The 22,650-nt window shown below is 68.3% G+C and carries 20 protein-coding genes and 2 tRNA genes; 9 read left to right on the forward strand and 13 right to left on the reverse strand.

Annotated elements, in window-relative coordinates; translation table 11 throughout:
- Positions 1 to 158: 158 nt before the first annotated feature.
- The 4 genes from E3T61_RS03545 to E3T61_RS03560 are packed head-to-tail and all read left to right on the forward strand — an operon-like array spanning position 159 to position 5,492.
- Entirely contained in the window at positions 159 to 1,838 is a 1,680-nt protein-coding gene (locus E3T61_RS03545) for an ABC transporter substrate-binding protein (protein ID WP_134639505.1), read from the forward strand.
- Positions 1,823 to 2,839: an ABC transporter permease gene (locus tag E3T61_RS03550; RefSeq protein ID WP_134639506.1), complete on the forward strand. Its 1,017-nt coding sequence runs from the start codon at positions 1,823 to 1,825 to the stop codon at positions 2,837 to 2,839. The genes E3T61_RS03545 and E3T61_RS03550 overlap by 16 nt, the downstream gene beginning before the upstream one ends.
- Positions 2,836 to 3,729 (forward strand): ABC transporter permease, encoded by an 894-nt coding sequence (locus E3T61_RS03555; RefSeq protein ID WP_420898463.1) that lies wholly within the window; start codon positions 2,836 to 2,838, stop codon positions 3,727 to 3,729. The genes E3T61_RS03550 and E3T61_RS03555 overlap by 4 nt, the downstream gene beginning before the upstream one ends.
- Positions 3,726 to 5,492: a dipeptide ABC transporter ATP-binding protein gene (locus E3T61_RS03560; RefSeq protein ID WP_241992359.1), complete on the forward strand. Its 1,767-nt coding sequence runs from the start codon at positions 3,726 to 3,728 to the stop codon at positions 5,490 to 5,492. Before E3T61_RS03555 ends, E3T61_RS03560 begins: the two co-directional genes overlap by 4 nt.
- 34 nt (positions 5,493 to 5,526) lie before the next feature.
- Here the strand turns inward: E3T61_RS03560 and E3T61_RS03565 are convergent, their stop codons facing one another.
- The 3 genes from E3T61_RS03565 to E3T61_RS03575 form a co-directional block, all read right to left on the reverse strand.
- Entirely contained in the window at positions 5,527 to 6,273 is a 747-nt protein-coding gene (locus E3T61_RS03565; RefSeq protein WP_198418631.1) for a DUF2071 domain-containing protein, read from the reverse strand.
- Entirely contained in the window at positions 6,270 to 6,764 is a 495-nt protein-coding gene (locus tag E3T61_RS03570) for a metalloregulator ArsR/SmtB family transcription factor (RefSeq protein ID WP_134639507.1), read from the reverse strand. Before E3T61_RS03570 ends, E3T61_RS03565 begins: the two co-directional genes overlap by 4 nt.
- A 76-nt stretch (positions 6,765 to 6,840) precedes the next feature.
- Positions 6,841 to 7,584 (reverse strand): TetR/AcrR family transcriptional regulator, encoded by a 744-nt coding sequence (locus E3T61_RS03575; RefSeq protein WP_166793129.1) that lies wholly within the window; start codon positions 7,582 to 7,584, stop codon positions 6,841 to 6,843.
- A 187-nt stretch (positions 7,585 to 7,771) separates the two neighbouring features.
- Between E3T61_RS03575 and valS the strand changes: the two genes are divergently transcribed.
- The 3 genes from valS to E3T61_RS03590 are packed head-to-tail and all read left to right on the forward strand — an operon-like array spanning position 7,772 to position 11,081.
- Complete coding sequence (gene valS, locus E3T61_RS03580) at positions 7,772 to 10,354, forward strand: valine--tRNA ligase (RefSeq protein ID WP_134639509.1); 2,583 nt, start codon at positions 7,772 to 7,774, stop codon at positions 10,352 to 10,354.
- 11 nt (positions 10,355 to 10,365) lie between these two features.
- Positions 10,366 to 10,812 (forward strand): GNAT family N-acetyltransferase, encoded by a 447-nt coding sequence (locus E3T61_RS03585; RefSeq protein WP_134639510.1) that lies wholly within the window; start codon positions 10,366 to 10,368, stop codon positions 10,810 to 10,812.
- A gap of 2 nt (positions 10,813 to 10,814) precedes the next feature.
- A complete protein-coding gene (locus tag E3T61_RS03590) occupies positions 10,815 to 11,081 on the forward strand; it encodes a hypothetical protein (RefSeq protein WP_134639511.1) in 267 nt (88 codons plus the stop codon).
- A gap of 3 nt (positions 11,082 to 11,084) precedes the next feature.
- Here E3T61_RS03590 and E3T61_RS03595 read toward each other — a convergent pair whose 3' ends face one another.
- Entirely contained in the window at positions 11,085 to 11,912 is an 828-nt protein-coding gene (locus E3T61_RS03595; protein ID WP_134639512.1) for a methyltransferase domain-containing protein, read from the reverse strand.
- Positions 11,913 to 11,995: 83 nt separating this feature from the next.
- On the opposite strand from E3T61_RS03595, the gene E3T61_RS03600 reads away from it, so the two are divergent.
- A complete protein-coding gene (locus E3T61_RS03600; RefSeq protein ID WP_134639513.1) occupies positions 11,996 to 14,041 on the forward strand; it encodes a M3 family metallopeptidase in 2,046 nt (681 codons plus the stop codon).
- A gap of 31 nt (positions 14,042 to 14,072) precedes the next feature.
- Here E3T61_RS03600 and E3T61_RS03605 read toward each other — a convergent pair whose 3' ends face one another.
- From E3T61_RS03605 to E3T61_RS03635, 7 genes are all read right to left on the reverse strand, one after another.
- A complete protein-coding gene (locus tag E3T61_RS03605) occupies positions 14,073 to 15,095 on the reverse strand; it encodes a 1-aminocyclopropane-1-carboxylate deaminase (protein ID WP_134639514.1) in 1,023 nt (340 codons plus the stop codon).
- A gap of 28 nt (positions 15,096 to 15,123) precedes the next feature.
- On the reverse strand, positions 15,124 to 15,798 hold the full coding sequence (locus tag E3T61_RS03610) for a GntR family transcriptional regulator (protein WP_134639515.1): 675 nt from the start codon (positions 15,796 to 15,798) through the stop codon (positions 15,124 to 15,126).
- A gap of 130 nt (positions 15,799 to 15,928) precedes the next feature.
- On the reverse strand, positions 15,929 to 17,209 hold the full coding sequence (clpX, locus tag E3T61_RS03615) for an ATP-dependent Clp protease ATP-binding subunit ClpX (RefSeq protein ID WP_134639516.1): 1,281 nt from the start codon (positions 17,207 to 17,209) through the stop codon (positions 15,929 to 15,931).
- A 158-nt stretch (positions 17,210 to 17,367) separates the two neighbouring features.
- Entirely contained in the window at positions 17,368 to 18,039 is a 672-nt protein-coding gene (locus E3T61_RS03620) for an ATP-dependent Clp protease proteolytic subunit (protein ID WP_166793130.1), read from the reverse strand.
- A gap of 16 nt (positions 18,040 to 18,055) precedes the next feature.
- Positions 18,056 to 18,655 (reverse strand): ATP-dependent Clp protease proteolytic subunit, encoded by a 600-nt coding sequence (locus E3T61_RS03625; protein ID WP_110127494.1) that lies wholly within the window; start codon positions 18,653 to 18,655, stop codon positions 18,056 to 18,058.
- A 164-nt stretch (positions 18,656 to 18,819) separates the two neighbouring features.
- Positions 18,820 to 20,208 (reverse strand): trigger factor, encoded by a 1,389-nt coding sequence (tig, locus tag E3T61_RS03630; RefSeq protein WP_134639517.1) that lies wholly within the window; start codon positions 20,206 to 20,208, stop codon positions 18,820 to 18,822.
- 54 nt (positions 20,209 to 20,262) lie between these two features.
- Positions 20,263 to 20,339: transfer RNA gene (locus tag E3T61_RS03635), tRNA-Pro, on the reverse strand.
- 216 nt (positions 20,340 to 20,555) lie between these two features.
- Between E3T61_RS03635 and E3T61_RS03640 the strand changes: the two genes are divergently transcribed.
- A tRNA-Gly gene (locus E3T61_RS03640) sits at positions 20,556 to 20,629 on the forward strand.
- Here the strand turns inward: E3T61_RS03640 and E3T61_RS03645 are convergent.
- Together E3T61_RS03645 and E3T61_RS03650 are read right to left on the reverse strand one after the other, a co-directional pair.
- On the reverse strand, positions 20,618 to 21,601 hold the full coding sequence (locus E3T61_RS03645) for an oxidoreductase (protein WP_134639518.1): 984 nt from the start codon (positions 21,599 to 21,601) through the stop codon (positions 20,618 to 20,620). The genes E3T61_RS03640 and E3T61_RS03645 overlap by 12 nt on opposite strands.
- Positions 21,602 to 21,604: 3 nt before the next feature.
- Positions 21,605 to 22,606, reverse strand: a complete 1,002-nt coding sequence (locus tag E3T61_RS03650) for an L-lactate dehydrogenase (protein WP_134639519.1) — start codon at positions 22,604 to 22,606, stop codon at positions 21,605 to 21,607.
- Positions 22,607 to 22,650 lie beyond the last annotated feature (44 nt).

Genomic DNA, 22,650 nt, shown 5'->3' on the forward strand with positions numbered 1-22,650 from the left:
CGTGTTCTACGATGGGACTCGACGTCTTCGGTTTTTGGACCGAGTCCAATAATGGCACAGCAGCCCTCGAAGCAGACATCATGGCCGGTCCCCCGGCCGCCCGACCGTCGACGCCCGTCTCCCCCCAGCATTCCGCACCCGTGAAAAGAGCCCATCGCATGCCCCGTCCGGCACTCGTTCGATCCATACCGCTCCTCTCGACCCGGCGCCCGCTCGGCGTGGCCCTCGCGGCCGGCGTCACCGTCCTCGGCCTTGCGCTCACCGGCTGCACCAGCGCCGCCCCCCAGGCCTCGTCGACCCCGACGGCGGGTGGAACCCTCACCTACGCCTCCGGCGACGCGGAACCCACCTGCCTCGACCCGCACGTGGGCGGCAACTACCCGCAGGCCCTGGTGAGCACCCAGTACCTCGAATCGCTGGTCTCCCTCGACTCGAAGGGCACCGTCATCCCCTGGCTGGCCGACAGCTGGACCGTCAGTGACGACGGCTTGACCTGGGAGTTCACGCTGCGCGACGGCGTCACCTTCTCCGACGGCACGCCGCTGGACGCCGCGGCCGTGCAGGCCAACATCGCCCACCTGCAGGACCCCGCGACCGGGTCGTCCACGGGCTACCTGGCCCTGGCGAAGGTCACCGGCACCGAGGCCGTCTCCGACTCGGTTGTGCGTTTCACGCTTTCCCAGCCAGACAGTGCCCTGCTCGAGTCGCTCTCCCAGCCGTGGCTGGGCATCGAGTCCCCCACCGCACTGGAGCGCAGCCAGGATGACAACTGCGCCGCCCCGGTGGGCACCGGACCGTTCGTCGTCGACTCCTGGGTGAAGCAGAACGCGATCACCCTGGTGCGGAACGACGACTACACCTCCCCGCCCGCCGACGCCGAGCACGACGGACCGGCCTACCTCGACACCATCGTCTGGCGCTTCATCCCCGATTCGGCCTCCCGCTATGCCGCGCTGCAGGCCGGCGAGGTAAACGTGATCGACAACGCCCAGCCCGACACGATCGCCCAGGCCGAGCAGAGCGATTCCATCGTGCACCTGGATGCCCCACGGCCCGGCGCCTCCAACCGGATCGAGCTGAACTCGGGCAAGGCACCGTTCAACGATGCGGCCGTGCGCGAGGCGTTCATCCGCTCGGCGAATGTCGACGACGCCGTTGCATCCCTGTTCCAGGGCAGCGCGGAGCGCTCCTACTCGGCCCTGTCGAGCGTCGAGCCCCTCGGCGTCTCGCGCCAGGAGCTCTTCGACTACGACCCCGCGGCCGCCGCTACCCTGCTCGATGAAGCCGGCTGGTCCGAGAAGGACGCTGACGGGTACCGCACCAAGGACGGCGTGCGCCTCACCGTGGTCTTCCCGGTGAGCACCAACCAGTCCATCCCGGCCGAGCAGTCCCTGTTCGAACAGATCCAGGCGACCGCCAAGGAGACCGGGTTCGACGTGCAGCTGACCAAGCTCGATCTCTCCAGCTGGTACACGGCCCTCGGCAGCAACGCCTACGACGCCGTGAGCGCGCCCTATACCAAAGTCGGGCCCGACGTCCTGCGGATCCTCTTCCACTCCGACGGCATCACCCCGGCACCGAGCGGCTATTTCGCCAACCACGCCCAGGTGAACGACCCGGAGCTTGACTCGCTCCTCACCCTCGCCGACCAGACCAATGACGCCGACGAACGCTCCGCGCTCTACGCCGACGCGCAGGACCTCATCCTCGAGGGCTTCTACATCCTGCCGCTCTACGACCAGCAGAACCACTTCCTGCTCGGCACGGCCGTCCAGGGCGCCCGCGCCCTGCCGACGGTGTCGACGCCCACCTTCTACGACGCATGGCTGAGCCGCTGACGGTTGCCCGCAGCTCCGGCGGGCGGCGCGTCCGGCGGCTCGGCGTGCTGATCGGCTGGCCGCTCGCACGGAGGCTCGGCGGCGCCGTCTTCGTGCTGTGGGCGGTCGCCACGCTCACCTTCTTCGCCGTCCGGCTGATCCCCGGTGACCCTGCCGAAGCCATCCTCGGCGGGCCGGGGTCGCAGACCTCACCTGAGGCTCTCGCGGCTGTGCGCGCCGAGTACGGTCTCGACCAGCCTGTCTTCCTGCAGTACCTCGCCCAGCTGGGCCGCCTCGCCACGGGCGACCTGGGCCGCTCGTACGCCCTGAACATGGACGTGGGTCCCCTGGTGCTCAGCCAGCTCGGCGGCACCCTGCTGCTGGCGGTGTTGTCCCTCACCGTCGCCTGGCTCCTCGCCCTCGGCCTGGCCACCTGGTCCACCGGACGTGGCGCGATGGCCCGGCGCATCGGATCGGGCCTGGAGATCGTCGCGGCGGCGCTGCCGCACTTCTGGCTGGCCACGACCCTCATAGTGGTCGCCAGTGTCTGGTGGGGCATCCTGCCGCCGATCAGCACCGCGGATGCGCGCGGCCTCGTGCTGCCGGTGCTCACCTTGGCCATCCCCCTGGCCGGGTTTCTCGGCCAGGTGATGCGGGAGAGCCTGACCACGGCCCTGGAGTCCCCGTTCGTGCTCTCGGCCCGCGCCCGCGGGGAGAGCGAGCGCGGTGTTCTGTGGCGCCACGCTCTCCGGCACGCGGCCCTGCCCGCCATCGGCCTGTCCGGCTGGGCCTTCGGCTCACTGATCAGCGGCGCCGTGGTGGTCGAGACCGTCTTCGCCCGCCCAGGACTCGGCCGCACCCTGCTCAACGCCGTCACGGTGCGCGACGTACCCGTGGTGATCGGAGTTGTGATGGTCGTCGCGCTCGCCTACATCCTCATGACGATCCTCACCGACCTGGCCTCCCGCCTGGCCGATCCGCGCCCCACGACAAACACCCGCACCCCCGGAGGAGCACAGTGAGCGAACTCGAGATCACCGCCTCCGCAGCCGGCCGGCCGGGTGCTCAGGATGCAGAACAGAGCGGCCGACCGGCTGAAGCCGCTCGGCGTCCCCGGATCAACGCCGTCGAGATCGCGGCCGGCCTGCTCGCCCTGCTGCTGCTGACTGCGGCCATCGCCCCCCAGTTGCTGGCACCGGGAGATCCGCTCGCGATCGACCCGCTGTCGGCATTCGGTGCGCCATCCTGGACGCATTGGTTCGGCACCGACGAGTCCGGCCGGGACATCTATACCCGGGTGATCGACGGCGCCCGCGACTCGCTCGTGATCGGCGTCTCGGCCACCCTGATCGGGTTGGGCCTCGGCGCCGTGCTCGGAACCGCCGCCGGCACGCTGGGCGCCGCCGTGGACTTCACGGTCAACAGGTTCCTCGAGGTGCTGTTCGCCTTCCCCGGCCTGCTGCTCGCGCTCCTGTTCATCCTCGTCTTCGGCCCAGGAGCCGGCAGCGCGATCGTGGCCGTCGGGCTGTCGACGGCACCGGGATACGCGCGCATCATCCGTGCCCAGCTGGTGCGGGTGCGCTCCTCCGCGTTCGTCGAGGCCGCCACGGTGCAGGGCCTGAGCCGCGCGCGCATCCTCGGCCGGCACATCCTGCCCAACACCCTGGCGCCCCTGCTCGTTCTCGGCACCCTCGGTGTGGGCCAGGCCATCGTCTGGGCCGCCGCCCTGAGCTACCTGGGCCTGGGCGCCCAGCCGCCGGCGGCCGAATGGGGCGCGATGCTCGCGGCCGGCCGCACGTACATCACATCAGCGTGGTGGATGAGTTTCTTCCCCGGCCTGTTCATCGTGCTGACCGCCGTGTGCGCCACGGCCCTTGGGCGAGCGATCGAACGCCGGATGAGGCACGCATGAGCGCCGCCGACGCTGTCCCGCTGGCCGTGCCGATGAGCGGCCGGCCCGCGCCGGCGCTGCGCGTCCGGAATCTCTCCGTCGGGTTCGGCTCCCAGACCGTGGTGCGCGGCGTGTCCCTGGAGCTGGCACCGGGCGAATGCCTGGCGATCGTCGGCGAGTCCGGGTCGGGCAAGAGCGTCACCGCCCGCAGCCTGCTGGGTCTCGCCGGGGCCGGCGCGCAGGTCAGCGCCGACGAAATCAGCCTGGCCGGCGAATCGGTGCTCGGCCTCAACGAGTCCGCCTGGCGCCGACGCCGGGGCCGTGACGTGGGCCTGGTACTGCAGGATGCTCTCGCCTCGCTCGACCCGCTTCGCCCGATTGCGCGGGAGATCGGTGACTCGCTGCGCCTCCACACGAAGCTCGACGGTGCTGCCCGCAGCAGACGGGTGCTCGAGGTCCTCACCGCCGTCGGCCTGCCCGACCCCGAACTCTACGCCGGCCGGTTGTCCGGGGAGCTCTCCGGCGGCCAGCGCCAGCGGGCGCTCATCGCGGCCGCGCTCGCCCTCGATCCCCCGCTGCTGATCGCCGACGAACCCACCACGGCGCTGGACGTCACCGTGCAGGCCCAGGTGCTCGACCTGCTCGAGGAGATCCGCGACCGCGGCACCGCCATCCTGCTGATCAGCCACGACCTCGCCGTGGTCAGCCGCATCGCCAACCGGATCGCGGTCATGCACGACGGCCGGATCATCGAGACCGGAACGCCGAACGAGGTGCTCGGTCGCCCCACGCACCCCGAGACGCGGCGGATGCTCGCCGCGGTTCCCGTGGACAAGCCGCGGGGAACCAGGCTGGCGCCCGCACCGGAACCGTTACTCACACCGGAGCAGACCGCCGGGGCGGGCCGTCTGCGCGTGGCCGAACGCCCGAGTGCGCCGGCAACTGAGGTGACCTCCGGGTCCCCGGGCGCCGCTCCCGACGCCCGGACGCCCTCCAGTCCCGACCTGGCCCTGGAGGGCATCGGGCTGAACAAGACCTTCCGAGGTCCGCACGGCACCGTGCAGCATGCCGTCGACGACGTGAACTTCAGCCTGCCGCGCGGCCGCACCCTGGGCATCGTGGGCGAGTCCGGCTCGGGCAAGACCACCACGGCCCGTCTGGCCCTGGCGCTCACTCCGGCGGACTCGGGCGTGGTGCGGCTCCTCGGCGAACCGTGGAGCGTGTTGCCCGAGAAACAGCGCCGCGCTCGGCGCAGATTAGTAGGAGCCGTGTACCAGGATGTGCTCGCCTCCTTCGACCCCAGGCTGAGCGTGCGCGAGATCCTGCGGCACGCTGTGGCCGTCGCCGCACCCGACGGGCGCGACGGGGCCAACCGCCGGGCCGGCGAGGCGCGGGTGGGCGCACTGCTGGACGATGTCGGCCTGTCGGCCGCCCTGCTCGACCGTCGGCCGACCGATCTGTCGGGAGGGCAACGACAGCGGGTGGGCATAGCCCGCGCACTGGCCTCCCGTCCGCAGATCCTGATCTGCGATGAGCCGGTGTCCGCGCTCGATGTGAGTGTGCAGGCCCAGGTTCTCGACCTGCTCGACGAGCTTCAGCGCGAGCTGGCGCTGACCCTGCTGTTCATCTCGCACGACCTGGGTGTGATCCAGCACGTCAGCGACCAGGTCGCCGTGATGCACGCTGGCCGCATCGTCGAGACGGGACCGGCGGAGCAGGTCTTTGCGCAACCGGCCCATCCGTACACCGAGGCCTTGCTCGCGGCGGTGCCCCGGCTCGTCTGATCCGGCTCCCTCCGGTCCAGGTCCATCGAGCGATCTAGGCGAGCCGGGCACGGCGAGCCGGATCACCTGCCGACGCCGTCGGGCCTGCCACCACCGCCCAGGTGATGGGAACATCGCGCATGACGAGGACGCTGTCGAGGGTGGCCGTGCCGGCGGGGAGGGCGGCGAAGAACGAGGACCGCACCGCCCGGGCCCGGCCCGGCGTGACCTGCCATCGCGTCGTCTCGAGGCGCAATCCCTCGAGGCGGCGACCGTCCCGGCTCGGCGACCAGCCCACGGCCCCGTTCCGGAAGAACGCCGAGGCGTCCTCAACGCTCGCGAAGAGGTCACTTGTCCAGTCCTCTGTGAGGTCGACCGCCGCGTGCACGTGGGTGCCTGGGGCTGTCATGGTCACCTCGATATGGCCATCCGTCTCGTGGCCGGCGAAACGCGCATGGTGATGCACCCCGGGAAGCAGGCGCCCACCCGCGACGACGGGCAGCCAGGAGGCGCTGTGCCGCTCGGGAATATAGACGCCCACCTGGGTTCCGTGCGCGTCGTCCCACTCCACGGCAATCCGATGCGCGGCGTTCTCGGCGCCCCACCCGACTGCCGGGGCGACCCATGCCGGTCGCAGGGAGCCGAGCCGCAGCAGGCACACGCCGGCGACGGCCTGATCGTTCACCAGCTGGGGCCGCAGCCCGGCGGGAAGCAGCCGGAGTGCCACCTCGGGGTCAACCCGGTAGTTGATCAAAAGGCGACGCTCGATAGTGGCCGCCAGGCGCGGTTTCACGGCCGTCACCGGTCGTCCTGGACCGACTTGGCGGCCTTCTGGGCTTTCTCGGCCTGTGCTGCAGACTTCTGCGCCTTCCGGGTCCTCTTTTGAGCACCCTTGTGCGACGCCGGCTGATTCCCCTTCGTGGCGGACTTCTTGGATCCCCCGACCGGCTCGGCGTCTGGTGACACGGCTGGGCGGGCTGTCGGCCGAATGCTGCGCAGCACCATCTGCTCTGGACAGACGGTGGAAAGGAAGTCCCCCACCGACAGGGCAAGGCGGTCTCCCGCCAGCGCGTAGAGGATGCGGTTGGCGTCCCGACGCTCGGTGACCAGACCAGCGACCCGGAGGACCGACAGGTGCCGGGAGATTGTGGGCCCGGTGGCCGGGAACCGTGCGGCAATCTCTCCCGCAGCCAACTCTCCGTCCTTCAGGTCCTGCAGGATCTGCCGACGAGTGGGATGCGCCAGGGCGGTGAAGACATCGCCAACGGCTTCGGGCGTGCTCGTAGCTTGCATGTTCGCAATCTAGCACTCAAGCTAAATAGCACACAAGCATTCCCCGAGCGGGGTGGTGCGTCGGCGCACGCGGCGTTCAGGCCTCGGGAACAACGACTGGGTCGGGCATCTCCCTCAGCAGCGTTCCCGCTCGCTCGGTGATGCCGTGACCGGACTCACCGTCATGGCCAAGCACCCGCAGGCTGCTGTAAAGGATCGTGGAGACCAGCGTCGGCGCATCTTCGTCCGGACGATCGGCGCGGATGGCGATGACGCTCTCCACCAGGCCGAAAATCACGTCGACCAGATAGTCGAGGGCGGATCTGGTGCCGCCTCCCGTCCCGCCGAGATCGGTGCGGACGGAGGCCTCGACACTCGCCATGATGAGTGCCGCGTAGGTCTCCCGGAGCCTGGCGCGTTCGCGTCGGAACGGTTCGAGGAGCTCATTGCGGATCTCGGGGAGGAAGTACAGCGTGCCGATGTTGTAGGAGGACCGGGCAAGTTGCCCGGAGTCGAAGCTGATCAGCGCGGCGAGCCGGACCACGGCCGGCGCCGGCGCGACCTCGAGGTAACCCGCCACCCGCACGGAGGGTTCCACCGTGCGCATCAGCAGCACCTTGAGGATCTGTTCCTTGCTCGGGAAGTGGTAGTACAGCGAGGCCTGGCGGATGCCCACCCGGTCGGCGATCGCGCGGGTGGAGGTGGCCGCGAAGCCGCGCTCCACAAAGAGCTGGGCGGCCGCGTCCAGGATCTGCTCGGTCGCGGAGAGATCGGGGCGCCGGGCCGTTCCGGACCGCGGGCGGCCCCGTTCGGGGCGATGATCCACGAGGGCGTCTGTCACAGAGCCATCGTGCCACAGACTCGTTCTCCCCGGGCCGGTCGTCTGAGAGGACTCCCAAACAGGGCCCGGATCAGCCGGTTCGAGGGGGTCCAGTGCGGCCTTCGGCGCAGAATCGGCTAGATTAGATCAGCACTACTGAAGGCACCTCACCATCGACACGGTGCCGCAGATATCGAATCGGAGAGTCATGACCAGCGCCGACCGCGTTCCCGAAAAGCCCGCCCTCGAAGGGTTGGAAGCGAAATGGGAAACCAGCTGGGAGGCCAAGGGCACCTACCGCTTCGACCGTGCCAGCGCCACGAAGGAGTCGATCTTCTCGATTGACACTCCCCCGCCCACGGCATCGGGCTCCCTACACATCGGCCACGTCTTCAGCTACACACACACCGACGTCGTTGCCCGGTTCCAGCGCATGCGTGGGAAGAGCGTCTTCTACCCGATGGGCTGGGACGACAACGGCCTGCCCACCGAACGCCGCGTGCAGAACTTCTACGGGGTCCGCTGCGACCCGTCACTGCCGTACACGGCAGACTTCGTTCCTCCGTTCGAGGGTGGCGACGGCAAGAGCACCAAGGCCGCCGATCAGCTTCCCGTGAGCCGTCGAAACTTCATCGAACTGTGTGAACGCCTCACCGTCGAGGATGAAAAGCAGTTCGAAGAGCTCTGGCGCACCCTGGGCCTCAGCGTCGACTGGACGCAGAGCTACCGCACGATCGCGCCCGAATCGATCACCGCGTCCCAGCTGGCCTTCGTCGGCAACGTCAACCGCGGCGAGGCCTACCAGGCCATGGCGCCCACCCTCTGGGACGTCACCTTCCGCACCGCCGTCGCCCAGGCCGAGCTTGAAGACAAGGAGATGCCGGCCGCGTACCACCGGGTCTCCTTCCACAAGCCGGATGGCGGCACCATCGAGATCGAGACCACGCGCCCGGAGCTCCTGGCCGCCTGCGTCGCCCTGGTGGCGCATCCCGACGACGACAGGTACAAGGAGTTCTTCGGTACCACGGTGCGCACCCCCGTGTTCGACGTTGAGATTCCCGTTCTCGCCCACCACCTCGCCCAGAAGGACAAGGGTTCGGGCATCGCGATGATCTGCACCTTCGGCGACGTGACCGACGTGGTCTGGTGGCGGGAACTCGACCTGCCCAACCGCGCAATCATGGGTTTCGACGGCCGCATCATCGCCGAGGCCCCTGACGTCATCGTTACCCCGGCCGCACAGGCCGCCTACGCCCAGCTCGCCGGCAAGACCGTCTTCTCGGCCAAGCAGGCCATGGTCGAGCTGCTCCGCGAATCCGGCGACCTGATCGGTGACCCCAAGCCGATCGTGCACCAGGTCAAGTTCTTCGAAAAGGGCGACAAGCCCCTCGAGATCGTCTCCACCCGGCAGTGGTACATCCGCAACGGCGCCCGCGACGAGAAGCTGCGCGCCAGACTGATCGAACACGGTTCCGCCCTGCAGTGGCATCCTGAGTTCATGCGGGTGCGCTACGAGAACTGGGTCAATGGCCTGACCGGCGACTGGTTGGTGTCCCGACAGCGTTTCTTCGGTGTCCCCCTGCCCGTCTGGTACCCGCTCGACGCCGAGTCCAACCCGGTCTTCGACCAGCCGATCATCGCCACCAGCGACCTGCTTCCCGTCGACCCGTCCTCCGACGTCGCCCCCGGCTACACGGCCGAGCAGCGCGGCGCGGCCAACGGCTTCGTCGGCGAGGTCGATGTGATGGACACCTGGGCGACGTCCTCGCTGACCCCGCAGCTCGCCGGCGGCTGGGAGCGCGACCCCGAACTCTTCGAGCTGGTCTACCCGTACTCGCTCCGCCCGCAGGGTCAGGACATCATCCGCACCTGGCTGTTCTCCACCCTGCTGCGCGCCGAGCTCGAGCACGGCGAATCGCCGTGGCAGCACGCGGCGCTCTCCGGTTTCATCGTGGACCCCGACCGCAAGAAGATGTCCAAGTCCAAGGGCAACGTCGTCACTCCGGCCGACGTGCTGGTTCAGCACGGTTCGGATGCCGTGCGGTATTGGGCTGCGTCCTCCCGTCTGGGAACGGATGCCGCCTTCGATCCGAAGAACCCCACCCAGATCAAGATCGGCCGCCGCCTCGCCATCAAGATCCTCAACGCCAGCAAGTTCATCCTCGGCTTCGCCGGCGACGACGCCGCCCCGGTGAGCCAACCCATCGACGCGAGCATGCTGGCCCGCCTCGACGTGGTTGTCGGCCAGGCCACTGCCGCGTTCGAGGGCTACGACCACGCCCGCGCACTCGAGCTCACCGAGAGCTTCTTCTGGACGTTCTGCGACGACTACCTCGAGCTGGTCAAGGAACGCGCCTACGGCGAAGCCGGTCCGGAGCAGGCCTCGGCCGTTGCCGCACTGCGCATCGCCCTGTCGACCCTGCTGCGCCTGTTCGCACCGTTCGTACCGTTCGCGACCGAGGAAGCATGGTCCTGGTCGAACGACGGCTCGGTGCACCAGGCCGAGTGGCCCGCCGCCTCCGGCGTGACGCCGGACGCCGACAGCATCGCCCTGTTGGACCTGGCCAGCCGGGCGCTCACGGGCATCCGTCGCGCCAAAACCGACGCGAAGGCGTCACAGAAGTCTGCCGTCGAGTCCGCCACCATCGGCGGACCTGACGCAGAGGTGGCCCTGCTCGCGCAGGTGGCCGCCGACTTGAAAGCAGTAGGCCGGATCACCGACTTGACCTTCGTCAAGGCCGATGACTTGGTCGTAGCTGATATCGTGCTCGCCACGGTGTCGGAAATCTAAAGGAGAACCGCATGTCAATCAAGGTTCGCCCGCTGGGCGACAAGGACTTCTTCCCGTGGCTCGGCCTGTTCGAAGGGTACAGCGAGCTGTCCAAGAGCGACCTGACCGATGAGAAGGCTCTGCGCGTGTGGAGCTGGATCATTGACAAGAACCATGATCTCGACGGCGCTGTCGCGGTCGACGACAACGGCGACTTCGTCGGCTTCACCCTGTACCGGGGTGTCCCCCGCACCCTCAGCGGCGACATGGGACTCTTCATCGATGACCTGTACGTGACCCCCGACGCATCAGAAGCCGGTGCCGGCCGGGACCTGATGGCTTTCGCGACCGAGTACGCCAAGGCGCACAACTACCGCAAGCTGCAGTGGATCACCACTGCCGACAACGCCGCGGCCCAGAAGCTCTACGACACGGTCGGCACCCGCACCAGCCTGGTCACCTACGAGGCAGAGGTTTAACCATGCAGCTCGGAACCCGCTGGTCCCTCGGCGCAGAACCGCCCGCGGGGCTGCCCGAGGTTGTCGTCATCGCGCTGCAGGCCGTGGAGGGCGACCTCGCCGCCCTTCCCGATGACACCAGTGCCTGGCGGTGGACCCTGACCTGGCTCGAGGGCAAGCCGGTCATCGAACTCGACGACGGCACCGTCATCAGGTTCGACCCGAAGGAAGACAGCGCCACCATCACCCAGCCTGCCGTCGTGGTGGACGACGACGAGGACTGGATCTAGACATCACCGGGTGGCGATGATTTCGCCGTGCGGGATGCCGAACCACGCGTCAGGGTCCTGCGCCCACTGGTGCCAGGCCGCGCCGATCTCGTGGAGATCCGCCAGCCTGGCACCGGTCTCGATCGCCCGTGCGGCGAAGTCGGGTTCGGTGACCCGTGCGGCCCAGGATTCCCCCCACCACTCCCGCTCGGCCGCCGACGCGAAGCACCAGATCGATGCGCTGCTCGCCACATCATCGAAGCCGGCCTGCCGTGCCCACGCCTTGAGCGCCCGCCCGGCGTTCGGGTCGCCGCCGCCCTGCCCGTGCACCGCCCGGTACACGCTCAACCAGGTGGCCAGCCCGGGAAGCCCTGGATACCAAGTCACGCCGCCGTAGTCGGCGTCGCGGGCGGCCAGCACACCACCCGGTTTGAGCACCCGCCGCATCTCCCGGAGCGCTGCCACCGGGTTGTCGAGGTGCTGCAGCACCTGGTGGGCATGCACGATGTCCACCGACGCATCCGGCACCGGGATGGCGTAGGCGCCACCGACCCGGAAGCGCGCGTTCCGCACCCCGCCGTCGAAGGCCAGGCCTGCCGCCTGCTCGACCATGAGGCGGGATGTGTCGATGCCGAGCACCGTGGCCGGCGCGACGCGGCGCGCCAGATCAATGGTGATGGTGCCCGGCCCGCACATCACGTCGACGACGCTCCGCCCCGCGCGCAGCTGGGGCATGAGGTACGCGGCCGAGTTGGCCACGGTGCGCCAGGTCAGCACGCGCGGAAGGTGCTCCCGGCCGCCCCCGGGTTCGTCTCGCGGTGCGGTTTCCTGACGCTCCGGGCTCTCAGTCATGCCCACACCCTACGTCGCGGTCAGGCTCAACGCACCGGGCACTACCCGGACCGACATCCCGACGGCGACACTAGGCTGGGGCGATGGCCGACACCTCGAACCCGTTTCTCGCTCCCAGTACCCTGCCGTACCAGCTGCCGCCATTCGCAGAGATTCGCAACGAGCACTACCGCCCGGCCTTCGACGCCGGCATGGCCGAACAGCTCGCCGAGGTCGCCGCCATCACGGCGGATCCCACCGAACCGACCATCGAGAACACGCTCATCCCCCTGGAACGAAGCGGACAGGTTCTGCAACGCGTGGCCACGGTGTTCTTCTCCCTGAGTTCGTCAGACGCGACCGAGTTCGGCACGGCCCTCGAGGAGGAACTGGCGCCCAGGCTCGCAGCGCACGCCGACGCCATCCGTCTCGACCCCGCCCTGTACGCACGGATCGCCGCCTTGCACCAGCGCCGTGCCGGCCTGGATCTCGACCCCGAGACCGCCTACCTTCTCGAGCGGTACTACACCGAGTACACCCTCGCCGGTGCGGCGCTCTCCGACGACGACAAGGGTGCCCTGCGCGACCTGAACATGCGCCTGTCCACCCTGACCACCAGGTTCGAGAAGAACCTGCTCGCGGACACCAACGCCCTGGCCCTGGTGCTCGACGACGTCAGCGAGCTGCACGGACTCGGCGAGGGCGAGATCTCCGCCGCCGCGGAGGCCGCCGCCGAGCGCGGTCTCGCCGGCAAGTACGTCATCACCTTGGTGCTGCCCACCAGCCACCCGTACCTCGCGTCTCTCACTGACCGTGCGGTGCGCGAGCGCTTGCTGACCGCATCCAGGTCACGGGGCATCCGCGGCGGCGAATACGACAACCGCGAGCTGGTGCTCGAGATCACCCGGCTGCGCGCCCACCGCGCCCGGCTGCTGGGCTTCAGCAACCATGCCGCGTACGTCACGGCCGACGAAACGGCCAAGTCCCCCGAGGCCGTCGCCGGCATGCTGGACCGGCTCGCGCCGGCGGCGGCACGGAACGCCCACGCCGAGCAGCGGGCTCTGCAGAACGCTGTGCGGGACTCCGGCGGCGACTTCGACCTGGCCGCCTGGGACTGGGCGTTCTACACCGAGCGGGTGCGCCAGTCCCGATTCGATGTCGACGCCAGTGCGATGCGTCCGTACTTCGAACTGGAACGGGTGCTGCACGACGGGGTTTTCTTCGCCGCCACCCGGCTCTACGGTGTCACCTTCACCGAACGCCCCGACCTCGCCGCCTGGAACCCCGAGGCCAGAGTCTTCGAGGTCGCCAACGATGACGGCTCACCGGTGGGCCTCTACATCGCCGACTTCTACACGCGCGACGCCAAACGCGGGGGCGCCTGGATGAACGCCCTGGTCTCCCAGTCCACCCTGCTGGCCACCCCGACGATCGTCACGAACAACCTCAACCTGCCCAAGCCCGCCGCGGGCTCCCCCACGCTGCTCAGCTTCGACGAGGTGACCACCCTGTTTCACGAGTTCGGCCACGCGCTGCACGGCCTGTTCGCGCAGGTGACCTACCCGCGTTTCGCCGGCACCAATGTGTACAGGGACTTCGTCGAGTTCCCCAGCCAGGTCAACGAGATGTGGATGCTCTGGCCCGAGGTCCTGGCGAACTACGCCAGGCACTACCGCACCGGCGAAGCCATGCCCCAGGAGCTCGTCGACCGCATCCGTGAAACGACGACGTTCAACGAGGGCTTCGGTACCAGCGAGTATCTGGCCGCGGCCCTGCTGGACCAGGCCTGGCACCGGATCGGCGCCGACGAATCCATCACGGATGTGGCCGCGTTCGAAGCCGCCGCGTTGGCCGAGGTGGGCCTCGACAACCCGGTGGTGCCCACACGGTACGCGAGCACCTACTTTGCGCACACGTTCTCCGGCGGTTACGACGCCGGCTACTACTCCTACATCTGGAGCGAGGTCCTCGATGCCGACACCGTGGCCTGGTTCACGGAGAACGGCGGCCTCACCCGCGCCAACGGCGACAGGTTCCGAGACCGCCTGCTCGGTGTGGGCGGCAGCGTGGACCCGCTGGCCGCCTATCGGGACTTCCGCGGCCGTGACGCCCGCATTCAGCCCCTGCTAGACCGCCGCGGGCTCAACTGACCAACTGTTCCGGGCTGGCAGGGGCGTCGCGTCAGTGATAGAGCGCACTGTAGGCGTTGATGGCTGGCTGGCCGCCCAAGTGGGCGTAGAGCACGTTGCTGTCGGGGCCGATGTCGCCGCTCGTGACGAGGTCGATCAGCCCGGCCATCGACTTGCCCTCGTAGACGGGGTCGATGATCACGCCCTCCAGACTGGCGGTGAGGCGGATGGCATTGTTCGTCGACTCCACCGGGATGCCGTAGTAATCGCCGGCCCAGCCCTCGAGCACGGTGACCTCGTCATCGGAGATGGGCCGCCCCACGCCGATCAGTTCGGCGGTGTTGCGGGCGATGCGGGCAACTTGCTCGCGGGTCGCGTCGATCTTGGCGGATGCGTCGATACCGATCACGCGGCGCCTGGCGCCGCCGAAGTTGGCCACGAGGTCGGCAAACCCCGCGATCATGCCGGCGTGGGTGGAGCCGGTGACGCTGCACACCACGATGGTGTCGAAGAAGACTCCGAGCTCGGTCTCCTGGGCCGCGACCTCGTGCGCCCAGTTGGCGAAGCCGAGGCCGCCGAGGCGGTGGTCGGAGGCACCGGCCGGGATCGGGTACGGCGTGCCGCCCGCGGCTTCCACGTCGGCGATCGCCTGGGTCCAGGAGTCCTTGAAGCCGATCCCGAAGCCATCCGCCGAGATGCGCACGTCGGCGCCGGTGAGTCTGGACAGTAGGATGTTGCCGACCCTGTCGTTCACGCTGTCCGGCCAGTCCACCCACTGTTCCTGCACAAGCACGGCCTTGAGCCCGAGGTGGGCGGCGACGGCGGCGACCTGCCGGGTGTGGTTGGACTGGATCCCGCCAATGGACACCAGGGTGTCTGCGCCCTGGGCGAGGGCATCCGGGATCAGGTACTCGAGCTTGCGGGTCTTGTTGCCGCCGAAGGCGAGCCCGCTGTTCACGTCTTCGCGCTTGGCCCAGATACGGGCACCGCCGAGGTGGTTGCTCAGCCGGTCCAGCGGGTGGATCGGGCTCGGGCCGAAGGTGAGCGGGTGACGGGGAAAATCACGGAGTGCCATGGGGTCCTTTGTGTCGGGGTGAGTGAGGTCAGTCGGCGTCGTGCTCGGCCGCGGTGGCCAGCATCCGGCCCAGGGTCAGCCAGTTCTCACGCACGGCGGCGCCGGCCTCTACGGCCCGCCCGGCCGCGCACAGGCGGATGATCCGATCGTGGTCGGCCACGGAGCCCCGGCCGGCGAGGGAGGAGAACCGGGCCCGCTCGAGGCGGCGCAGGGTGGGGGTCACCTGCTCGAGCAGGGCCGGCAACAACTCGTTGGCGCTGGCCCGCACGGCGACCGCATGAAAGTCGTCATCGGCGGCGATGGCGGCGTTGACGTCGTTGTCGGCCAGCGCCGTCCGAAAGCGCTCGTTGGCGGCCTCCATCAGGCCCAGGTCGGCGTGGGTGAGCTGGGCGACGGCCTCACGCGCGGCGAGCTCGTGCAGCGACGCCGCGATGGCCTGGGCACTCAGGGCCGCACGCTCGTCCAGCGGTGCCACGATGGTCTGCCGGGCCCGTTCGGTGCGCACCAGGCCGGCCGTCTCCAGCCGGGCGATCGCTTCCCGGATGGGCGTGCGGCTCACGCCGAGCCAGGACTCCAGGTCTGCGTCGCGCAGCTTCTCCCCCGGCGCGAGGGTGCCGTCGACGATGGCGCTGCGGATGGCCTCGTAGGCGTAGTCGCGCAGCGAAGCGGGGCGGTGGGAGCTATCGGGGCGGGGAACCGGCATGCAATATATTAGATATCCCCCACCCCGTCCTGTCAACTTCGGCGTGCCCCGCCGCCTGCGGCGTCCGTGAAGCAGAACCGCCCCCACCGATGCGGTGGGGGCGGTTCTGACCGGACAGCGAGCGGGTGGGTTACGCGGACTTGTCCTCGCGGCGGGCCTTGTGCAGCACGATGGTGGGAGCCGCGTTCTCGAGCACCGACTCCCGGGTGACGATGACCCTCGCGACATCCGTGGCTGACGGCACCTCGAACATGATCGGGCCGAGCACCTCCTCCATGATGGCGCGGAGGCCCCGGGCACCGGTCTTGCGGAGCACGGCGAGGTCGGCGATCGCCTCGAGGGCCGGCTGTTCGAAGTCGAGCTCTACCCCGTCGAGTTCGAACATGCGCTGGTACTGGCGCACCAGGGCGTTCTTGGGCACGGTGAGGATCTGCATGAGCGCCACCTGGTCGAGCTGGGTGACCGTGGTCACAACCGGCAGGCGCCCGATGAACTCCGGGATCAGGCCGAACTTGTGCAGGTCTTCCGGCAGCACCTCGCTGAAGAGGTTGATGTCGTCGCCCTTGCTGTGCAGCGGGGCGCCGAAGCCGATGCCCTTCTTGCCGGCACGCTGGGAGATGATGTCGTCGAGTCCGGCGAACGCGCCGGCCACGATGAACAGCACGTTCGTGGTGTCGACCTGGATGAACTCCTGGTGCGGATGCTTGCGCCCGCCCTGCGGCGGAACGGAGGCGACGGTTCCCTCGAGGATCTTCAAGAGGGCCTGCTGCACGCCCTCCCCCGACACGTCGCGGGTGATCGACGGGTTCTCGGCCTTGCGGGCGATCTTGTCGATCTCGTCGATGTAGATGATGCCGGTCTCGGCACGTTTCACGTCGTAGTCGGCGGCCTGGATGAGCTTGAGGAGGATGTTCTCCACGTCCTCACCGACGTAGCCGGCCTCGGTGAGTGCCGTCGCATCCGCTACGGCGAACGGCACGTTGAGCCGCTTCGCCAGGGTCTGCGCGAGATAGGTTTTGCCGCAGCCGGTGGGGCCGATCAGCAGGATGTTGGACTTGGCTATCTCGACGTCGTCGTGGATGGCGTCGGCGGCGGTGAGGGTGGCGCGGCTGCGCACACGCTTGTAGTGGTTGTAGACGGCAACGGCGAGGGCGCGCTTGGCGGCTTCCTGCCCGATGACGTATTCCTCCAGGAATCCGAAGATCTCCCGGGGCTTGGGCAGTTCGAACTCGCTGCCGGCTTCTTCGGCTCCGGCCTCGGCCAGACGTTCCTCGATGATCTCGTTGCAGAGCTCAACGCATTCATCGCAGATGTACACGCCGGGTCCGGCAATGAGCTGCTGCACCTGCTTCTGGCTCTTTCCACAGAAAGAACACTTCAACAGGTCGGCGCTCTCGCCTATTCGGGCCATCCGTGAGCCTCCTCCATCAGTGACGCTGAATTCGAGCCTAGCTTGTGCGTGTGACAGATTCGTGCACCCGCGGAACAAAGCGAAACGGCGCGCCGCCTCGAGAGCGACGCGCCGTTCGGCTAACAAGCTGGCCAGAGGGCCAACTCGGTGGTGGAGTGCTACTTGACCAGCGTGGGAACGTTCTTGCGGCTGGTCAGGATCTGGTCGATCAGGCCGTATTCGAGGGCCTCGGGAGCGCCGAGGATCTTGTCACGGTCGATGTCCTTGTGGACCTGCTCCTTGGAGCGGTTGGAGTGGCTCGCGAGGGTCTCTTCGAGCCATTCCCGCATCCGCTGGATCTCGGCTGCCTGGATCTCGATGTCGGACGCCTGGCCGCCGCCCTGGCCACCGGCGGAGGGCTGGTGGATGAGGATGCGGGCGTTCGGCAGCGCGAGGCGCTTGCCGGGGGTTCCCCCGGCCAGCAGCACCGCCGCGGCGGAAGCCGCCTGGCCGAGGCAGACCGTCTGGATGTGTGGACGGATGTACTGCATGGTGTCGTAGATCGCCGTCATCGCGGTGAAGGAACCACCGGGCGAGTTGATGTACATGACGATGTCGCGGTCCGGGTCCTGGCTCTCGAGTACGAGCAGCTGGGCCATCACGTCGTCGGCGGATGCGTCGTCAACCTGCACGCCGAGGAAGATGATGCGGTCCTCGAACAGCTTGGCGTAGGGGTCCTGGCGCTTGTAGCCGTAGGCGGTGCGTTCCTCGAAGGTGGGGAGGATGTACCGCGACTGGGGTGCCTGCGGAGCCATTCCGCCGGCCTGGTGACCAAAGTTAGTGAATTCCATGTCGTTTCTGCCCGTCCTACTTCTTGTTGACTGAGTCGTCGGTGCCGCCGCCGCCGACCACATCCGACGCGAATTCGCGCAGGTGGTCGACGAATCCGTAGGCCAGCGCCTCCTGGGCGGTGAACCAGTTGTCGCGGTCGTTGTCGATGAGGATCTGCTCGACCGACTTGCCGGTCTGCTCGGCGGTGAGTTCGGCCATGCGCTTCTTCATGTCGAGGATGACCTTGGCCTGGGTCTGGATGTCGGCGGCCGTGCCACCGAATCCGCCGGACGGCTGGTGCAGCAGCACTCGCGCGTTCGGGGTGATGTAACGCTTGCCCTTGGTTCCGGAGGAGAGCAGGAACTGGCCCATCGAGGCGGCGAGGCCGATGCCCACCGTGACGACATCGTTCGGCACGAACTTCATCGTGTCGTAAATGGCCATACCCGCGGTGATCGAACCACCGGGTGAGTTGATGTAGAGGAAGATGTCCCGCTGCGAGTCCTCTGCGGCCAACAGAAGGATCTTGGCACAGATCTCGTTGGCGTTGTCGTCCCGCACTTCTGAGCCGAGCCAGATGATGCGGTCGCTGAGCAGTCGGTCAAAAACTCCGGGTGTAAGTGCCATTTCGGCCATGTCGCGCTCCGTTTCGCTTGTCGCTTCAGAATGAATCTATAGGGTCCAACGCACACAAAAGGCTCTGTTCGCCCTCGGCAGATTCACACGGTGTGCGGCCACGCAAAACGGGCCGGATGTCCAGAGACATCCGACCCGTTAGCCAACGCCATCAGGCGTCGAGGTTACTTCTTGGCTGCAGCCTTCTTCTTGGGCTTGGCCTCGGCGGCCGGTGCCTCCTCGACGGCGTCGTCGGAAGCTGCCTCGTCGGTGGCCTCATCCGCGGCCGGCTCGTCGTCGACGACGGCCGTGAACTCGGACAGGTCGACGGTGGCACCGTTGGAGTCGGTGACCAGGGCCTTACCCAGGGCGATGGCGAGGGCCTTGTTGCGGGCGACCTCGGCGACCATGGAGGGGATCTGGCCGTTGCCGGACAGGGCCTGAACGAACTCGCTCGGGTCCATGCCGTACTGCGACGCACCCTGGATCAGGTACTGGGTGAGCTCGTCCTGGCTGACCTTGACCTTCTCGGCCTCCGCAATGGTGTCGAGGAGGATCTGCTGGCGGAAGGTCTTCTCGCTGGCTTCGGTGACCTCGGCGCGGTGGGTCTCGTCCTCGAGGCGGTTCTCGCCCTCGAGGTGACGGTGCACCTCGTCGGCGATGATCGCTTCGGGGATGGGGACCTCGACGGAGGAGAGCAGCTGCTCAATGAGCAGCTCGCGGGCCTGGTTGCCCTGGCCGAAGACCTTGGAGCGGCCGACCTGAACCTTGAGGCTCTCGGTGAGCTCCGCGATCGTGTCGAACTCGCTGGCGATCTGAGCGAAGTCGTCGTCGGCGGTGGGAAGCTCGCGCTCCTTGACGGCGATGACGGTGACGGTGATCTCCGCGGTCTCGCCCTCGTGGTCTCCACCGAGCAGCTTGGAGGCGAAGGTGGTGGTCTCACCGGCGGTGAGGGATTCGAGGGCCTCGTCGATGCCCTCGATGAGGTCGCCGGAGCCGACCTCGTAAGAGATGCCGCTGGCGTTGTCGACCTCGACACCGTTGACGGATGCGACGAGGTCGATCTGGGCGAAGTCGCCGGTGGTGGCGGGACGGTCGACCGTGATCAGCGTGCCGAACCGGCTGCGCAGGGTGTTGAGTTCCTCGGTGACCTCGTCGTCGGAGATCTCCACGGCGTCAACGGTGAGCTTGAGGCCCTCGTAGGCGGGCAGGTCGATCTCGGGGCGCACGTCGACCTCGATGGCCAGCAGCAGGTCTCCGGAGAAGTCCTTGTCGCTGGGCCATTCGACGATGTCGGCCTCGGGGCGGCCGAGCGGGCGCAGCTTGTGCTCGTCGACGGCCTTGCGGTAGAAACCGTCGAGGCTCTCGTTGACGGCGTGCTCCAGCACGGCGGACTTACCGACGCGCTGGTCGATGATGGGCGGCGGAACCTTGCCCTTGCGGAAGCCGGGGATGTTGATGTCCTCGGCAATGTGCCCGTAGGCGTGGGTGATGCTGGGCTTCAGCTCTTCCGGGGTCACCGAGATGGTGACCTTGGCGCGCGTGGGGCTCAGCTTTTCTACCGTGGACTTCACGTTTAAATCTCCTGTGTTCGACAGATTATGTTCGACAGATGTGCAGGGGGGTGATGGTCGGGGCGACAGGATTCGAACCTGCGACCTCTCGGTCCCAAACCGAGCGCTCTACCAAGCTGAGCTACGCCCCGGGATTCATCTCACCCGTTGGGGCCACCAACTCGGCGCGCAGACTCACGCGACAGGCGGATTGACCTCCGTCAGTCTAGTGCACGAGCCGAAGCCCGGGGCATCCCTGGGGGTATTCCGGGCGCGTTCCGGGCCATCTGTGGGGCACTCGGGGGCACCGGGGGAAAACGCGCACCGAAACCTGTACTACGATATTCGAGTGCCACACACCGGCACATGGGGATGTAGCTCAATGGTAGAGCCTCAGTTTTCCAAACTGATGGCGCGGGTTCGATTCCCGTCATCCCCTCCAAGAATCGTTGCGACTGCGCCCCGTGAAGTCGTAGTTGACGCCGGTCAGGCGTTCGCTCTGGGCCCAGAGCCGGAGCGCGTCGCCGGAATTCTCGGCGCGCTTGGAGCGTGTCACCGGGACCGGATGCCCGTGCTGCTGCCCGAACCCCTCCGGCCCTACGAACGAGTTGCCGGCCAAATCGGGCACGGTCGCGGCGAAGAGGGTGGGCAACGCGCCCCACCCGGCCGGCTGGGCCAACTCGCGAATGAGGGCCGCCGTCAACCGGCTGCGCCTGGTGGTGGCCTTCGAGCCGCGCATGGTCGGGCCCACGGTCTGCAGGTTGGTCAACGCGAAACCCGGATGCGCCGCCATCGCCCGCAACGACAGCTTCGCCGCCGTCGCCTTGCGCTGCAGCTCGCTGGTGAACAGAAGGTTGGCCAGCTTGCTCTGCCCGTACGCCGGCCACGGTCGGTAACGCCGGGCTCCCATCAGGTCGTCGAAGTTCATCTTGCCGATCCGGTGCACGGTGGACGAGAGCGTGACCACGCGCGCATCCGGGGCGGCCAGAAGCAGCGGCAGCAACCGGCCAGTGAGTGCGAAGTGGCCCAGGTGGTTGGTGCCGAACTGCATCTCGAACCCGTCGGCCGTCTGCCGCTGGGGCAGGTTCATCACGCCGGCGTTGTTCACCAGCAGGTCGAGGCGACCGGTCGCGGCGGTGAACTCGTCGGCGAAGGCAGCGATCGAGGCCAGGCTGGCGAGGTCGAGTACCCGCACCGTGAGGACCGCGTCCGGCAGGCCAGCCCGCATCCGTTCCACTGCCGCCGCTCCCCTGGCGGCGTCCCGCACGGCCAGGGTCACGGAGGCCCCATGCGCGGCCAATTGCGTCGCGGTCACGAAGCCCAACCCCGAGTTGGCGCCGGTCACCACGGCAGTCGTGCCGGTGAGGTCGGGGATCTCCTCTTCGGTCCAGCCGAACCCGAGTTTCGGTTCCACGGCTCAGGCCAGGCCGAGGGTGTCCAGCGAGGCGCGCAGGGTCGCGGCGGAGTGTTCGAAGAGGGCCTGCTCCTTGGCCGAGAACGGCACGTCGATGACGCGGGCGATGCCGCCGGCGTCGATGACGCTGGGCACCGACAGGGCCACCCCGCTCACGCCGCGGTAGTCGGTGAGCACCGAACTGACCGGCAGGATGGCGCCCTCGTCGCGCAGTACAGCCTCCACGATCCGGGCACCGGACAGTCCGATCGCGTAGTTGGTGGCGCCCTTGCCCTCGATCACCTTGTAGGCGGCGTTCTTGACCTCCTCGGCGATGGACTCGAATTCGGCCTCGGAGAACGGCACCGACCCGAGCGAGGCCGTGCCGCCGGAGCGGGCGGCTCCGGGCTCGCTGCGCGCGAGCATCCAGTCGGCCAGTGAGATCGGGCCGATCCGCGCCTGCGACCAGAGCGGGAACTCGGAGTCGCCGTGCTCGCCGACGATCAGGGCGTGCACATTGCTGATCGCCACCCCGACACGTTCCGAGAGCATCCAGCGCAGCCGGGAGGAGTCCAGCACGGTACCGGAGCCGAACACTCGCGCCGGCGGCAGGCCGCTGAACTGCTGGGCTGCGACGGCGAGCACGTCGACGGGGTTGGTGACCAGCACGAAGATGGCGTCCGGGGCCCGCTCGACGAGCTTGGGCATCAGGTCGCGAAGGATCTCCACGTTCACGCCGGCCATCTCGAGGCGGGACTGGCCGGGGTGCTGCCGGGCTCCGGCGGTGATCACGACCACGTTGGCGCCACTGACCACGTCGAGATCGTCGCCGCCGGTGACCCTGGAGGCACCGGTGAACTGGGTGCCGTGGGCGAGGTCGAGCACCTCGGCGGCCACCTTGGCGGAATTGATGTCGTACAGGGCCACCTCACGGGCGGATTCCCGGATCAGGGCCGCATAGGCCAGGGAGGTTCCGACGGCACCGGCACCGACGATGGCCAGTTTGGAGTTCTCAATCACGCTCATGGTCCCAGTGTCCTCCATCGAGCCCGCACCCCGGCACTGTGCGG

The sequence above is a fragment of the Cryobacterium lactosi genome, from assembly GCF_004403945.1.
GTDB classification, from domain to species: Bacteria; Actinomycetota; Actinomycetes; order Actinomycetales; family Microbacteriaceae; genus Cryobacterium; species Cryobacterium lactosi.